Source organism: Bifidobacterium reuteri DSM 23975, from assembly GCF_000741695.1.
Taxonomy (GTDB): Bacteria; Actinomycetota; Actinomycetes; order Actinomycetales; family Bifidobacteriaceae; genus Bifidobacterium; species Bifidobacterium reuteri.
Map to the genome: position 1 here is coordinate 54,555 of NZ_JGZK01000002.1, position 15,027 is coordinate 69,581.

The 15,027-nt window shown below is 60.8% G+C and carries 11 protein-coding genes, 1 tRNA gene and 2 pseudogenes; 1 reads left to right on the plus strand and 13 read right to left on the minus strand.

Annotation, left to right across the window (positions count from 1 at the left end; genetic code table 11):
• Window positions 1–8: 8 nt before the first annotated feature.
• From BREU_RS01770 to BREU_RS01810, 8 genes and pseudogenes are all read right to left on the minus strand, one after another.
• A complete protein-coding gene (locus BREU_RS01770) occupies window positions 9–896 on the minus strand; it encodes an ImmA/IrrE family metallo-endopeptidase (RefSeq protein ID WP_052381982.1) in 888 nt (295 codons plus the stop codon).
• Window positions 893–1,837, minus strand: a complete 945-nt coding sequence (locus BREU_RS11145) for a hypothetical protein (protein ID WP_052381983.1) — start codon at window positions 1,835–1,837, stop codon at window positions 893–895. The genes BREU_RS01770 and BREU_RS11145 overlap by 4 nt, the downstream gene beginning before the upstream one ends.
• Window positions 1,831–2,676, minus strand: a complete 846-nt coding sequence (locus BREU_RS01785) for a hypothetical protein (protein ID WP_044089954.1) — start codon at window positions 2,674–2,676, stop codon at window positions 1,831–1,833. The genes BREU_RS11145 and BREU_RS01785 overlap by 7 nt, the downstream gene beginning before the upstream one ends.
• Before the next feature lie 250 nt (window positions 2,677–2,926).
• On the minus strand, window positions 2,927–3,133 hold the full coding sequence (locus tag BREU_RS01790) for a zinc-ribbon domain-containing protein (protein ID WP_044089956.1): 207 nt from the start codon (window positions 3,131–3,133) through the stop codon (window positions 2,927–2,929).
• 286 nt (window positions 3,134–3,419) lie between these two features.
• Window positions 3,420–3,812 (minus strand): Fur family transcriptional regulator, encoded by a 393-nt coding sequence (locus tag BREU_RS01795; protein WP_044089957.1) that lies wholly within the window; start codon window positions 3,810–3,812, stop codon window positions 3,420–3,422.
• A gap of 111 nt (window positions 3,813–3,923) precedes the next feature.
• Window positions 3,924–5,090, minus strand: a pseudogene (gene purK, locus BREU_RS01800) (5-(carboxyamino)imidazole ribonucleotide synthase); the annotation flags it as partial.
• Entirely contained in the window at window positions 5,074–5,574 is a 501-nt protein-coding gene (gene purE, locus BREU_RS01805; RefSeq protein WP_044089958.1) for a 5-(carboxyamino)imidazole ribonucleotide mutase, read from the minus strand. The pseudogene purK and the gene purE, both read right to left, overlap by 17 nt.
• A 146-nt stretch (window positions 5,575–5,720) precedes the next feature.
• Window positions 5,721–6,713, minus strand: a complete 993-nt coding sequence (locus tag BREU_RS01810; RefSeq protein ID WP_044089959.1) for a zinc-binding dehydrogenase — start codon at window positions 6,711–6,713, stop codon at window positions 5,721–5,723.
• A 192-nt stretch (window positions 6,714–6,905) separates the two neighbouring features.
• Between BREU_RS01810 and BREU_RS01815 the strand changes: the two genes are divergently transcribed.
• Window positions 6,906–9,257, plus strand: coding sequence for a 1-deoxy-D-xylulose-5-phosphate synthase (locus tag BREU_RS01815; protein WP_081886487.1), 2,352 nt, complete (start codon window positions 6,906–6,908; stop codon window positions 9,255–9,257).
• Here BREU_RS01815 and BREU_RS01820 read toward each other — a convergent pair.
• From BREU_RS01820 to BREU_RS01840, 5 genes and pseudogenes are all read right to left on the minus strand, one after another.
• Window positions 9,241–10,740 carry an ABC transporter permease gene (locus BREU_RS01820; protein WP_044089960.1) on the minus strand — a complete coding sequence of 500 codons (1,500 nt, stop codon included), beginning with the start codon at window positions 10,738–10,740 and terminating at the stop codon, window positions 9,241–9,243. The genes BREU_RS01815 and BREU_RS01820 overlap by 17 nt on opposite strands.
• A 15-nt stretch (window positions 10,741–10,755) precedes the next feature.
• Window positions 10,756–12,039: a COG1361 S-layer family protein gene (locus BREU_RS01825; RefSeq protein WP_238566984.1), complete on the minus strand. Its 1,284-nt coding sequence runs from the start codon at window positions 12,037–12,039 to the stop codon at window positions 10,756–10,758.
• 314 nt (window positions 12,040–12,353) lie between these two features.
• Window positions 12,354–13,076: pseudogene (locus BREU_RS01830) on the minus strand (ABC transporter ATP-binding protein); the annotation flags it as partial.
• Between the two features lie 420 nt (window positions 13,077–13,496).
• Window positions 13,497–13,569: transfer RNA gene (locus tag BREU_RS01835), tRNA-Arg, on the minus strand.
• Window positions 13,570–13,936: 367 nt separating this feature from the next.
• Complete coding sequence (locus BREU_RS01840) at window positions 13,937–14,806, minus strand: MurR/RpiR family transcriptional regulator (protein ID WP_044089978.1); 870 nt, start codon at window positions 14,804–14,806, stop codon at window positions 13,937–13,939.
• Window positions 14,807–15,027: the final 221 nt, after the last annotated feature.

Consider the following 15,027-nt stretch of genomic DNA (forward strand, 5'->3'; position numbering starts at 1 on the left):
CTCGCTGCTTACTGCACGAATTGCACAACAATGAAGTATTGGATCTGCCGGCCGGACCGGGACAATGCCAAACTGGAGAATACTGGTTCTCCTTCTTCGGTCGTCCAGAGTTTCACTACATCATTGTCTTTTACCCTTTTGCGATTATGAAATGCATCAATCATCGTGCGCTCCACCGCCATGAGCTCGTCATCAAAAGAGACCGTCCCATCACGATGAGCGCGCACTTTGACCTTCCGACCCTGAACCAAGGCCACAAAGCCCGGGTATTCCAGAAAATCCGCCATTCTCCGGACGATCGCCGGACGAGACACCCGTACGATATTCGGATCCGGATCTTCGCGACCTTTTTCAAAGATGTAATTCACCATGCGAGCGTCAATCGCCCCTCCACGACGAACGTCATTGACGTAATTCGTCGGAAGCAAGGCGACCGCGGCGAACCGATTACAGGCTTCCTCTTCCAGTTTTTTGTCAAGATTCAGATCGGTAATCGAGAATAACCGAGTGACTAGCTCATCATCGGTTTGCTGCAGGTAATGCCCCAGCTCATGTAACAAGGTGAAATTAGGACGTGCGGTATTATCTCGTCCTCTCCGGTATTGGACCTGAATTATATTATCTTCATGCTCCTCCAGTGCAGGACTGAACAGACCTAATAAGTCATGCTGATCATCGACAACGGTGCCGTCTTGCTGCGCTAGATGGCTATGCAAAACCGAATTAACAGCTTTCACGCATACTTCATTCTTCCAATGCGCGGCAAGAGACCACGGATCATGTAAACAGTCCTCGGCAAATTCCGGATGCCGATCATGAGCCAGATCAAGCATCCGGACAACCTGATGGTTGAGGGCCTCAATATATCGAGGAGAACCAGGCGCGCTATCGCTCATCTACCGCTTTCTTCAATCACGCTCTCAACAGCTTTACGGAATGCTCCCCGTATCGCCTCCTCACCATGACCGGACGTTCGCGCTGCAAGCTCGAACTGAGCCTTATGCGCAAGCTGCATACGAGGGTCAGCCTGTACGCCAGAGCGGGCATTCGCCTCGGCGATCGCGGAAGCAGCGTCATACCATTGCGGCTGTTCGGCCATAATCAGGTAATCGTCTGCAATCGTCTCCTGCTTGTGAGGTTGTGTCGCATAACCGGCATCGGCCATTTTCTGCTGTTGCTCGGGAGTGAGCGTTCGTCCCCGGCTTACAGCCAGTCTCTGCGCTGGAGTCAAATGCAATACAGTCTTCAGCGCTTCCGAATATGCGGCTAGGTCATCATCCGTGCGATATTCCATCGTTTCCTTGCCGTGCAGCTTCGGCAGCTTGGCGCACATGGCATGCCATGCTTCCATGCATCTGCGAATCTCGACAATCGCCTTTGCCGCAGACGTTGTCGCATCCTCCGGAGTTGTCGCGCGTTCAATGCCAAGCGCATCATCCTCGCGGTCATTGACCAGCGCATCGGACGCGGCTTGTCCGAATTCGCCCAACGGCTTGAACAGTATGCGGACCGGCACTTCGGTCGCCAACTGCGGCCATGCGACCATAGTCATGCCCAATGGAGTATTGCGCACCACCAATGCCTCTTCGGTTCGCTCAGCGTCATTGTTGCTCATCGGAATCGCCGTGATAAGACGCGCGTCATCATTCACGCCTCCGACCAGTACATACTGGGCGCCGACCTCGGTTTTCGCCATCCACAGCTGACCGGCAGCCACAGGCTGCTCCAGCCGCTTCGCAATGTATTCCGGATTCTCGAGGCGGAAGATTTCGTCTGGAATCGCAGATGCTGGAAGCGTAAATGAACGCCTCATCGGCGTCTGAACATGTTCTACCATGATTCACCTCCGTGCTCATCAATGGAATAATCGTCGGTATCATCGTCATTCATGCCGACGGATTCATAGGTTATGTTCGTCAGATCCACATCGGTATCGGCATAGGTGTATTTGTCCGATTCGTCTTGAACCATATATGGATGAAGATTGATGATGGCTCGTGTCAGCACGTTGATCGCCACAGAGCCCTCAGCCTTCTGCAGGATACCGCTGAGGCACGCAATCATCTGTTTGCGATCCAGGAATGGCCGTCGACTGCGCTTCCCCTTTCGGTAATCATCATATTGCCGGTCATCGGGCCAATCGATCAGTCTCCTATAGGGCCATGCAAACGAACGAATCTCCTGTTCCGAGAATCTCGTCTGCAACGGGGAGCAGGTCTGTAGATGCCATAGATTGGTTTCCGGCACATTCGCGAAACTCGTGCCATCAACGACGGTTGCAGCTATCTCCATATCGTGTTCGATGACGCGTCTGGTCAAGCCAAATTCCGTCATGTCAAACAAGTCAGCGAACCAATGTTTGATTTCACCGCGAATACCGGACTCGAATTCAGCATCCGTTCCAGAGGAGTGCAGCAGTTTGATGATTTGCGGATTGATGCTCTTCTCCTCATAATCGAGCGAGGTCATGCCCTTGCTCTTTCTTGTATTGGAAAAGATGAATTTCATGGTCCACGTATCGGGATCAGTGGAGCCGAACCTCGCCACGATGGCGGGATTAAGACCCGTCGCATATCCAGACGATTCCAGTTTCGGAGATATAGCGTTGTATATCAGATCATAGAGTCTGGCAAAACAACGGTCCTCCAGCAGCTCTTTACCGTAACTTGTCGGCATAACTCCTCCCCATCGAATGGAAACAAAGCCAGTCTACTACCAGCGCGAAATGCAAGCCGGCCAAGACCATCTACAAGTCCTTGAGAGTTACATTGCCGTTGCGATTCCGGTCGAACGGGTATCCTGGCATGTTGCGTTGCAGTTCCTCCTGAGTGAGCCGTCGACATTCCCAAGGCACATGCCGCCCGGCCCACACCCGTTGCGTGGAGCCACAACCTATTACTGCTGGTAGAACGACTCCTGCTTGCTATCATTGACCAGGATGTTCATGGTCAACGGAACTGATCAGAGGCTTGACCTCCGCAGGGGCCTGTGCCGGAGCAGGGCCCGCGGGAATCGGACCGGCAGACACCGGATTGGCGGACACCGGATTGGCATATGCGAACGGCGTGCCGCACTGACGGCAGAACTTCGCCTCATCCGGATTGGATGTACCACACTGAGTGCATGGTTTCATGAGCGTATTCTCCTTCTCAATCTCCTCTGATGAGCCTCACCATGAGACCCACTGGCCGATGTGTCAGGCCAGTCACTTGATAATCCGCTTCCCGGCATATACCGTGATGCAGTTCCCTTGTAACCGCCCGTCAATCGGTAGTAACCGGACAATCGCCTCACACCCGTTGGAAACACCGGAATATCAGGCGTGTCTTGGTTTTTAACAATAAGCATCGAGGGCATCCCGCGTTGTCGCAGGATGCCCTCGATGCTTATTGCCGGTTTGTCTCACCGCTCCGCGCCGATCACCGTTTCTGGCATTCGGGGCACAGGCCGAAGACCTCCAGCGTGTGCGATTCAACGGTGAAGCCATGCTTGCCGGCCACGCTGCGCAGCCACGCCTCGTTCGGCGGGTCGATCTCCACGGTCCTGCCGCAATTGCGACACACCAGATGATGGTGATGCCCATCGTCGCCGCACAGACGGAACAGCTGCTGGCCGTCGAGACGAATGGTATCCGCAGCACCCGTGTCCGCCAGCGCATTGAGCTGACGGTACACGGTGGCGAGGCCGATCCTAGAGCCTTCGTCCTCCAGCTTGCGATGCAGGTCCTGGGCGGATATGAATTCCTCACAACCGGCGAGCGCTGCGCGGATGGCGTCCTTCTGCTTGGTCTGACGTTCGATATGTTCAACCATACGGAAACGTCACGCCTCCCTGCTGCCTGCCGCCGAGCTGGCCGCAGCTGCAGTACCGGCCGCGTCAGACGCGACTGCCGACACCGGTTGCACGAACGGACGCTCATACGGTTTCAGGTCGTCCCAGCATCCGGTGGCCTCCAGCTCGGCGACCGTGCGGGCGGTGTCGTCGGTGAGCACGGTGATGTGGCCCATCTTGCGGTTGTGGCGCAGCTGCGCCTTGCCGTAGTCGTGCACGTTCCACTCGGGGTGGGTGGCGATCTGCGCGCGCGTGGGCAGCACATGCTGGCCGAGCACGTTCACCATGACGGCCGGGCTCAGGAGCTTCGGTTGGATGAGCGGCCATCCGGCGATGCCGCGGATATGCGCGTCGAACTGGTCAATGGAGCACGCCTCGATGGTGTAGTGGCCGGAGTTGTGCGGACGAGGCGCGAGCTCGTTGACGATCACGCGGTTGTCGCGGGTGACGAACAGCTCGATGGCGAGCGTGCCGGCGAGCTCGAAGCCCTTCGCGAGCGCCAGGGCCATCTCATGCGCAGTGCGTGCGATCTCGGGCGAGACCTCGGCGGGGGCGATCGTCATGTGCAGGATGTTGTTGCGGTGGTCGTTGCGCACGATCGGGAAGGTGACGTAATCCTTGCCGTTGCCGGAGACGAGGATGGACGCCTCGAACGCGAAGTCGACGAACCCTTCGAGGATGGACGGGGGGAAGCCGCCACCGCGGTCGCCGCGGGCGCGAATCTTCTCCAGATCCATATCGTTTTTGAGCACGTGCTGGCCGTGGCCGTCGTAGCCGCCGGAGCGGGTCTTCAGCACGCACGGGTAGCGCAGCTCGTCGATGGCGGCCTCGAGCTCGTCGAAGTCGTTGACCTCACGCCACGGCGCGGTCTCGATGCCGTGCTGGTTGATGAAGGTCTTCTCGTTGATGCGGTCCTGGGTGACGCGCAGCAGGTCGGTACCCTGCGGGGCTGCGACCAGATGGCGCACCTCGTCGATGGAATCGGCGTCGACGTTCTCGAACTCGTAGGTCAGGACGTCTGATTTCTCCGCCAGATCATGGATGGCGGTCTTGTCGTCGTATTCGCCGACGATCTGGAAGTCGGCGACCTGTGCGGTCGGGCAGTCCGGCGTCGGGTCGAGCACGCCGATGCGGAAGCCCATGTATTTGGCGGACAGGGCCATCATACGGCCGAGCTGGCCGCCGCCGATGATGCCGATCGTGGCACCCGGCTGCAGCATCTGCGTGGCGCCGTGCGTCTCCTCAGACAAGCTGGGCATTGGATTCAGCCACCTTTTCCTTCAGTTCGTTGCGATAATCCTCAAGCTTGTCGGCGAGTTCCGGCTCGAACGCGGAGAGCATCTGCACGGCGAGCAGACCGGCGTTCGTGGCACCGGAGTTGCCGACGGCGGTGGTGGCCACCGGAATGCCGCCCGGCATCTGCACGATGGAGAGCAGCGAATCCCAGCCGGAGAGGGCGTGGGAGCGCACAGGCACACCAATCACCGGCAGCGTGGTCTGCGCGGCGATCATGCCCGGCAGGTGGGCGGCGCCACCGGCACCGGCGATGATGACCTTGAGGCCGTTGGCGCGGGCGTTATGCGCGAAATCAGCCATCAGCTCCGGCGTGCGGTGTGCGGAGATGACCTGCTTGTGGTAGGCGACGCCGAACCGGTCGAGGATATCGCAGGCACGCTTCATGGTCTCCCAGTCGCTGGAGGAGCCCATGACCACCGCGACTTCGGGCTTGGATTCATTTGCCATTATCATTTACTCCCTAGTTATTGAGAATATGCCCCCACTGTACTCCTACGCCTTGCATATCGGCAGAGGCGATGAGTTCTTGGTGTCGCACCACCACTGAAGCGCCAGGCAACGCTCTTCTCAGGCCGTCCCAGCGGTGGAGTCTCCTACAGCTCGATGACGATCTTGCCGAAGACGTCTCCGGCGACCATCTTGGCGAAGGCTTCGGGCGCGGCGTCAAGACCGGAGAACACGGAATCGATGGCGGGATGGATGTCGGCGATCTGCACGAACCGCAGGAGCCGTGCGAAGTCCTCACGCGAACCCATCGTGCTGCCCTGCACCCGGATGTCCTGGAAGAACACGCGCGTCAGTTCGGCACCGGGCTGGTCACCGGTGGTGGCGCCGCAGATGGCGATGGTGCCGCCGGGACGCACGGATTTGACGGAATGGCTCCATGTGGCCGCACCCACGGACTCGATCACCGCGTCCACCTTGCGCGGCAGACGGGCGCCGGTCTCCAATGCGGCGTCAGCCCCGAGCTCCAAGGCCCTGGCCCGCTTGGCTTCGTTGCGCGAGGTGACATACACCTCAAGACCCGCCGCATGGGCGAGCTGGATGGCGGCAGTGGAGACGCCGCCGCCTGCACCCTGAATCAGCACGGAGTCGCCCGGTTTGACGCCGGCGGCATTGAAAAGCAGCGAATAGGCGGTCAGCCAGCTGGTGCCAAGCGCGGCGGCTTCGACGGTGGTGAGATTCGCCGGCTTGGCGAATACGTTGGCGCTGGGAACCGCCACCTTCTCGGCCATGGTTCCCGGATATCGTTCGGACAGGATCGAACGCCGCTCCCCCGGTGCCACACCGTTGCCATCCGAGCCGACCACGGTGTACAGCACCACTTCGCTGCCCGCCTTGAGGCCATGCTTGCCGGGGATGTCCTCATCCAGCACACCCACGGCATCGGTGCCGAGAATCATCGGCGTCTGCTCGGCGGCTAGCCCCACGCCCTGCAGGGACCAGATATCGTGATGGTTCACGCTCACGGCACGGGTCGTAATCGTGGACCAGTATTGGCGCGGCTGCGGCTCGGATTGCTCTCCGACCGCGAGCGCGGCAAGCGGATCATCATGGTTGACGGTGGATGCGTATACGGCCTTCATCGGCTTGACTCCTTCGAAATAACCTGACAATGACGAGCTGGCATCCATTCTTCCACACCCGAACCAACGCGGCATACGCCCGCCCGCATTTACGGAGATGTTGGGGGTATTTGCCCCGCCCGAAACGACTTAGGCAACAGGTGACGCTAGCATGTCGAATTCGGAAGTCTGATGCGAGGGGAGAATTCTGGTATGGGCGAGGTGCGGGGCAACGAATCGGACAGTGTCATCACCGACGGCGTGAGCAGCGAGCGTCCAATCGTTCCCCGGTCCGCTACGACTGCAGCCACAGCCACAGCCGCCCAAGGCGCAGCACCCGCGACCACCGACGCACCCCTGCTGCGCGGCATCACCGGCCCGGCCGACGTCAAGGCGCTGCCGGCAGGACAACTCAAGGAACTGTGCCACGAGATTCGTGCCACGCTCCTCTCCTATGGGCACCATCACGGCGGGCACATCGGCTCGAATCTTGGCATGGTCGAGGCCACGGTGGCCTTGCACCGCGTGTTCGACTCACCCCGCGACCGCATCGTGTTCGACGTCTCCCATCAAAGCTACGTGCACAAGATGCTCACCGGCCGCGCCGCCGCATACCTCGACCCAGACCATTTCGATGACGTGACCGGATTCACCAACCCCGAGGAGAGCGAACATGACCAATTCGTGCTGGGGCACACCGGCACGTCCATTTCGCTGGCCTGCGGGATCGCGAAGACCCGCGATACCGAGAATGCCGCCGCCGAAAACGCCGCGACAGGCGCATCCAGCACGATCGGCAACGTGGTGGCGGTGATAGGCGACGGCTCGCTGAGCTCCGGCGTGGCGTTCGAGGGACTGAACAACGCCGCCGAACAGGGCGGCAACCTCATCATCGTGTTCAACGACAACGAGATGTCAATCGCCGGCGATTTCGGCGGCATGTACGGACCGCTCGCCCGTCTGCGCGCCTCGGGAGGCACAGCGCAGCCGAACCTGTTCGAGGCGTTCGGATTGGATTACCGCTATGTGGAGGCCGGCAACGATGTGGATGCGCTGGTCGCCGCTTTCGAGGAGGTAAAGGACATCGATCATCCGGTGGTGGTGCATATCCATACGCTGAAAGGCGCGGGATATGCGGGATATGATGGATGTCCCGAGTGCAATGGGCAAGCGAGCGACACCACGCAGCAGGGTATGGATACCGGCGATATGTCACATGGCACGACTCGTCCCGGCGATTTGGCCGAGGGCATTGCTTCCACCGACAACGTGCTGCATACGGAGCCTTGGCATTCCGACCATTGCAATCTGTCCGATTCTGCCCCGCATGAGGGCCAGTGCGAGGCGTCGCATTGGCAGAAGCCCGATTCCGCGCTGGGCAATCCGGACGATCCGCGCAAATATTACGGCAAGATGGCCATGGCCGCACTCGAACCGCGCTTCCCCCACGAACCGGGGCTCGTGGTCATCTCCCCCGCCACCCCGGGTTCCAACGGCATCACGCATGATTTCCGCGAGCGCGCAGGCGTGCATTACGTGGATACCGGCATCACCGAATCCCATGCGGTGGCGTTCGCTGCTGGCATCGCCCGTGCGGGCGGCACGCCGGTGGTGGCCACGACGGCATCCTTCTTCCAGCGTGCCTACGACCAGTTCTTCCAGGAGATGAGCCTGAACCGTTCGCGTGTGACCGTGCTCGACTTCCTGGGTGGCCTGTCCGGCTCGGACAATACCCATTCCGGTGCCTATGACCTGACGATGTTCGCCAACATCCCCGGTGTCACGATGCTGGTGCCGACGTCCGGCCGCGAGTTCCTTCACGACCTCGCCTGGTCGACGATGCCGGTCGGCAAGCCCGGCGCACCGAAGGGCGCGGTGGTGATTCGCGTACCGGGTGAAGCGATTCTGGCAGCCGACCATGATTCCTCCCTGCTGCCGCTGACCGGCGGCGCAGCGGCTGGTTCACTCACTGGTTCACTCAATACGGCGAAGGAGACCCTGAACGACGGTTGCGGCGATGCCGAACGCATCGCCGCAACCGTCCGCGATCTGCAATCGGCCCCGCTGCCGCAGTCCCAGGCAGACATGCTGAGATGGCGAATCACCCACCGGGGTGTGCGAGTGGCGATTGTGGGCCTTGGCAACGCCTATCCGCTGGCGGAGCGTGCTGCGGCAGAACTTGCCGCCCGGCACGGCATCGGCGCGACGGTCATCGATCCGCGCCAGTGCACTTCGCTGGATACGGACGTCTTGGAGTCGCTGCGTAACGGCCACCAGCTTGTCGTCACCCTTGAGGACGGTCAGCTGGAAGGCGGCTGGGGCGAGAAAATCACCGCCTACTATGCCAACCATTGGAGCCGGACGGCGTCCGAAGCCCAAGGCACCGACTCTGTCCCTAACAATCCCGCGTTCTCCGGCGCATCCAATGCCACGCCAGCGAATCCCCGCGTATTGAACTTCGGCGCCGCCAAGGAATTCACCGACCGCGTTCCCCTCGCCGAGCTCAACGAACGTTACGGCCTGACCGTGGAGCAGGTCGTCGACGCGATCATTCGCTGTTTTTGATGGCGTCCAGCGCCGGAATCTTCACCGCCTTGTTGGCCGGTCCGAAACCGAACAGCAGGCCGATCAACGTGGAGAAGAGGATGGCGAATCCGAACAGCCACCAAGGGATCACCGAGTAGCGGGTCACGTCCTCGCCGCCGACCAGCGCCTGCCAGAGCCGCTCCCCGAACGAGAGGGATGCGGCGTCCTCGGGCGCTCCGTACATCATCGACGAGAGATAGGTCATGCCGATGAGGTTGATGGCCAGCGAAATCAGTCCGCTGATGATGCAGCCTATGAGTCCTCCGAAGAAGCCAATCGCCCCGGCCTCGGCCAGGAACATGACGCGGATGTCTCGCACATAGCAGCCGAGCGCCTTCATGATGCCGATCTCGCGCGTGCGTTCGGTCACGGACATGACCATCGTATTGGCGATGCCGATGGCCGCAACCAGCAGGGACACGGCACCGATGCCGCCGAGGATGAGCTGGATGGCCCGCGACTGCTCCTCCAGCGACTTGCGCATGTCCTCGTAGGACGAGGTGTCGAAGCCCATCGCCTTGATCTGCGATTCCACCTCGGGCACGGACGACAGATCCGTGACCTTGACGAACGCCTGATCGTATGTGGTTGAGGTCTTCTTGGCCGTGGACGGGTCCACTTTGGCAATCAGCGCCTTCAGGTCCTTCAGGTCCATGACCAATCCGCTGGAGGTGGAGTACCCCTTGCTCTGGTCCGCCTTGGTGATGCCGGAGACGGTGAGGTCCACGGTGACGGTCTCCGACTGGGAGCCCGTGCCGCTCCCGGAACCGCCGCCCATCATCTGCATGCTGTAGGAGCTGCCCTGGTAGTCGGTGCCGGTGACCAGCGTCAGCCGCGTTTTCATCGGATCGAAATACGGGTCCTGGTCCTCAGGCTCCTCGCATTGGCCGGTGGCCTCGTTATACGTGCAGGAATACGAGCCGTCGCCACGGTTGGCGTAACGCATCTCGCCGCCGCGCAGGGTGTCCATGAAGTCGTACGCCAGCCACTCGCCGGCCAGGACCTGACCATCGCGGACCGGCATGGAGCCGTCCTTGATTGTGTAGCCCATCTGGTCGAACTGCGTCATGTCGATGCCCATGATCTGCACGAAGTCGGCCACGTACCGCCCACCCGAACCGGCCTTGAGCGTGGCGTTGTACGGCAGGTTCATCACCGGTGTCACACCGGAGACGTTGCCCAGCGAACGGAAGCTCTCGAGGGCCTTGTCGTCCAGCTTGACCTCGGTGGTGCCCGAGCCGGTGTTCGTCCTGCCTCCGCCGGAGGTGTAGACGGTGACGATGGAGAGATCGCCCATCTGCTTGAGCATCTTCTCGTTCTGTTCGTTGATGCCCTGGCCGAGGGAGATCATGAGCACGATGGAGCAGCAGCCGACGATCACGCCGAGCACGGTCAGGATCGTGCGTGATTTGCGTCTCCATAGGTTCTGGCGGCAGAGCCGCAGGATATCGCCGAATCGCATGGCATGGCCTTTCGCTCAGGCCTTGTGGGCAGGCGAGGAAGGCTGGATGGCGGTCTGTGCCTCGGACCGCGACGCGCCCGCCGCAGGGGCAACAGTCGCAGTGGATTCGGCAGGGCCACCGGCGGCGGCCGTGGAACCGGCAGCCGAAGCACCGGCAGCCGGCGTAATCACCACAGTCGGCGTCGCATCCGAACCAGAGCCACCGATCTTGAAATCTGTCGGGGAGCTCGTCCTGGAGTTTGCCAAGGAGCCCGCCGAACCGGCGTTCCGCTCGGCGGACGTGCCATCCGCGCCCTTGCCTTCCGCCCAGTCGTCCCACTCCTCATCGATATCGCTCTTCGCTTTCTTCTTGCGATGGCGGCGCACCAACAGCACAATCACCACAATCAGCACCACTATGCCCAAGGCACCTGCCACCCACACCCACCAAGGGACGGCAGGACCGGCGGCGGGCTCACTGAAGTCGTCGACCATCGTCTCGTCCACGGGCGGCATGTCCGCCACGGTGAGCTTGACCGGGAATTCCTTGGTCTTGGTCTGTCCGTCCGAGTCCTCATACGTGATCTTAAGCTTGGCGTCGAGCTCGCCCGCCGCCTGCGGGGTGAACGCATAGCCGATCGAGCCGGTGGCGCCGGATGCCACATTGCCCACATACTGGTTCTTCATCGTGGCGTCGAAGCCCTCGCCCTCCATCGTGGCCTCCACGTTGGCGATGTCGCCCTTGCCCTTGTTCACATATTCCATTGTGAGCGTAGCCTCCTGGCCGGCGATCACCTGATCGGGCAGCACCGGCTCGCCGATCTCGAAGCGGTCGGGCTGGCTGATCGGCACTGAGATCTTGATGTCGGACTGGGTCGAGTTGCGCGCCCCGGAGTCCAGATACTCGTATTTGAAGCTCAGCCCGATGGGCTGCGCGCCGCTTTTCGCCGAGGACAGCGCCTGCATCGGCACGGTCTGGGACAGCGAATAGCCGGCCCACAGCGCGTCCACGTAGAAGGTGTTCGTACCGCCGGCGATCGCGAAGCTTTCGCCGCCGTCCACTGTGACCACCATGTTCGTCACGGCCACCTGGCCTTTGTTCTGGAAGGTGAAGTTCAGATCGAACTTGGAGCCGGCTGCCACCGTGTCGGCGCCGGTGGTGAAGTTGGTGACGATGATGTTCGGCACCGGTCCGGCCACAGGGGTCGTGACCTCGCCCGAGCCGCCATCGCCGGACACGCTGGCGCCGTCTTCGGCGAACGCCTGCCGATGGGCTGCCGGCATGGCGACCAGCAACGCCAGTGCGACGAACATCGCCATGATGGCGGCGAACAGGCGGACGACGCCCCGGCGAGCGGCAGAGGGCCCGGTTGCGTCCGGGGTTATTGCGTCCGGGGTTATTGCGTCCGGGGTTATTGTGGACAGCGCGATCGCGGAACCCGGCTTGCGGGTATCGGCTTCAATGGAATGCATGGTCATCTTGTGGCTCCTTGTTCGCGCCGCTCCTGGGTGTTCGGCTGGGTTGGGGACTGGTATTGGTTCCGGTTGTACTCAAGGCGCTGTGTGCTGTTGTCGCCTCGACGGGATGCTGTGGTTGCAGACAACTGGGATTTGGCCGCATCCGTTGGATGCATTGAATCCGGCCACTGCGCCGCTGCTGGACGATTGGCCGTATCGCTGATGATGCGGCCGTCCAGCAGGGTGACGATGCGGTCGGCGTATGCGGCCATCTGCGGGTCATGGGTCACCAGCACGATGGTCTGGTTGAAGTCGCGGGCGAACGCGCAGATCATCGCCATGACCTCGGCCTTGGTCTTGGAATCGAGGTTGCCGGTGGGTTCGTCGGCGAACACGACCTCGGGCCTGGTCACGAACGCGCGGGCGATGCCGACACGCTGCTGCTGGCCGCCGGACATCTGCCGTGGGTAGTGCCCGATGCGGTGTCCAAGGCCGACGCGCTTGAGGATGCCGCGCGCCGTCCGTTCGCGTTGCGCTTTCGGAACGCCCCGGAACATGAGCGGCATGGCCACGTTTTCAAGCGCGGTCAGATTGGGCAGCAGATTGTAGGACTGGAACACGAAACCGATGTGCTTCTGGCGGAAGGCCGCCAATTCACGCTCGTCGAGTTTGCTGACCGGCACACCGCCGATTCTGACGCCGCCGCGCGTGGGCTTCTCCATGCCGGCGAGCTGGTTGAGCAAGGTGGATTTCCCGGAGCCCGATTCGCCGAAGATACAGCAAATCTGGCCTTGCGGGATGGCGAGGTTCACGCGCTCCAATGCCACTACGGTCTCGTCCTCGACCGGATACTCCTTGCGTAGGTTGCGCACCTCGATGATGGGTCGAGCACCAGGCACGCCAGTGGATTGACGGTTAATCGGCGCACTCGTGCGAAAACTGCCGGAACCAGCACTGCGGTCATTGGTTCGGGCATCGTCATTTCCAACGTCATCGGCATCATGCCGAACAACATCCTGGGCCATAGGCACCCTCTCCCCTCGTTCGTCGCCGTTGGCGGACGCTGCGTGCACTGACATCCGCAGAGGAGACCCGCCCTGCGAATGCACGGTCCTCGACGTGAGGCCTCCAGACCGTCGCATTCATCCAGCTGTCAGCGCATCCGCAGCCAGTCTATAGCGTTTGCCCATGCTTGTGCATCCCCTAAGGGTGTTCCCGGATACAGTGTTCCCGAATCACGCATGCAAAGGCCTCTTCACCCGACCGCATAAAAAGCCGGTTTCGTCACACTCACGCAACGAAAACCGGCTCTGTCCACGTGCCCCCGACCCGACTCGAACGGGCAACCGACGGATTAGAAGGCCGTGGCTCTATCCATTGAGCTACAGGGGCATGCAAAGGAATAACGTACTAGACGGCCACGACCCATGATGCATTTGCCTCTCAAAAAACGACGCTGAAGGAAATACCCGTCGCGCTATTGGAGCATGAAATACGCTGCGATTCGCGGAAAGGGACTGTAAGTACGCGTCTCGACGAAGGTCACGCGTACTTACAGCCGGTTTCAGCGGCAATACAGACCGTAAGTACGCGCCATCATCGTTGGGACGCGCACTTACAGCCGCTTATAGAATCGACTACAGTTCTCCCGAGCACCACAGGCAACCGCGAGCAGCAGCGGGGCACGCAGACCATTGCCAATCGTGGCGCGATCCATCACATCGCAAGTCGCCACAGCCGAACGAATCAATCCAGAAGTTCAGCTTTCGAAGACGCGGTCGCGAATCATACGGCCGGATTCGTCCAGCGCGGTGGAGAAGCGGCCGTAATCGGAGAGAATCACGCCCATGTACAGCATGTCCACGAGCGCGGTATCGGCCACGCGCGAGAAGATCGCATTGCCGTAGATGGCATGCGAGTCGCGCCCGGTCACAAGCACTACATCAGCCCAGCTGGCCAAGGGAGCGCCGATGGCGTTGGTGATCGCGATGGTTTTGGCCCCACGCGATTTCGCCAACCTCAGCGCCTTGACCGTATCAGCCGAGCTTCCGGAGTGGGAGAACGCGATGGCAACATCGCCATGAGTCAGGTGTCCGGCGCCGATCTGCTGCAGGTACGCATCGGTATTGAGGCGACTGGTGAGCCCCAGATACTCGAACTTCGTGAACAGATCCATGGCCGGCGTCAGCGAATTCTCCACGCCGAAAATATCAATCAAACCCGCTTCGGCGATGATCTCGACCGCCTTACGGTAGGCTTTGGCATCCAAGGCACCGCGCATCTCGTCGATCAGCGCTTTGGCACCATCGGCGGCCTTGGCAGGAATCTCATCGACATTATCCCAAGGATTCAGGTCGAATCCGGACAATGGATCGAACGTCACCTGATGAGCGGCGGCGGGGTGACGCAGCACATACCGCAGTTCACGGTAGCCGCCGAATCCCAGTTTGCGGGAGAACCGAATCACGGTGGGCTGGCTTACATGCGACGCATCCGCCAATTGTCCGACCGTAAGATCGGCCGCCTCCTCGGTGTGGTCACGAATGTATTGGGCCACGGCCCGCTCGGCCGGACGCAGCGTAGGGTACACGTGGTCGATACGCTCCCGTATTCCCACTGACGATTGCACAGGTACGCTCCCGTTCATTGCCATTGCCATCTTGTACGATTCCGAGCCTACCGGCTCACGCCGCGAAATCGGACATTTGCATTGACCGCAATATGAACTGTGACTGAACTCTTCCGCCGGCCGCCTCCGTTTGCACAAAACTACACGACTACACGAAAACCATGTAATTTCACTTGCTGTTCACAGTCCTTTCTCCGAGCTTTCCCCGATGTAATACAATC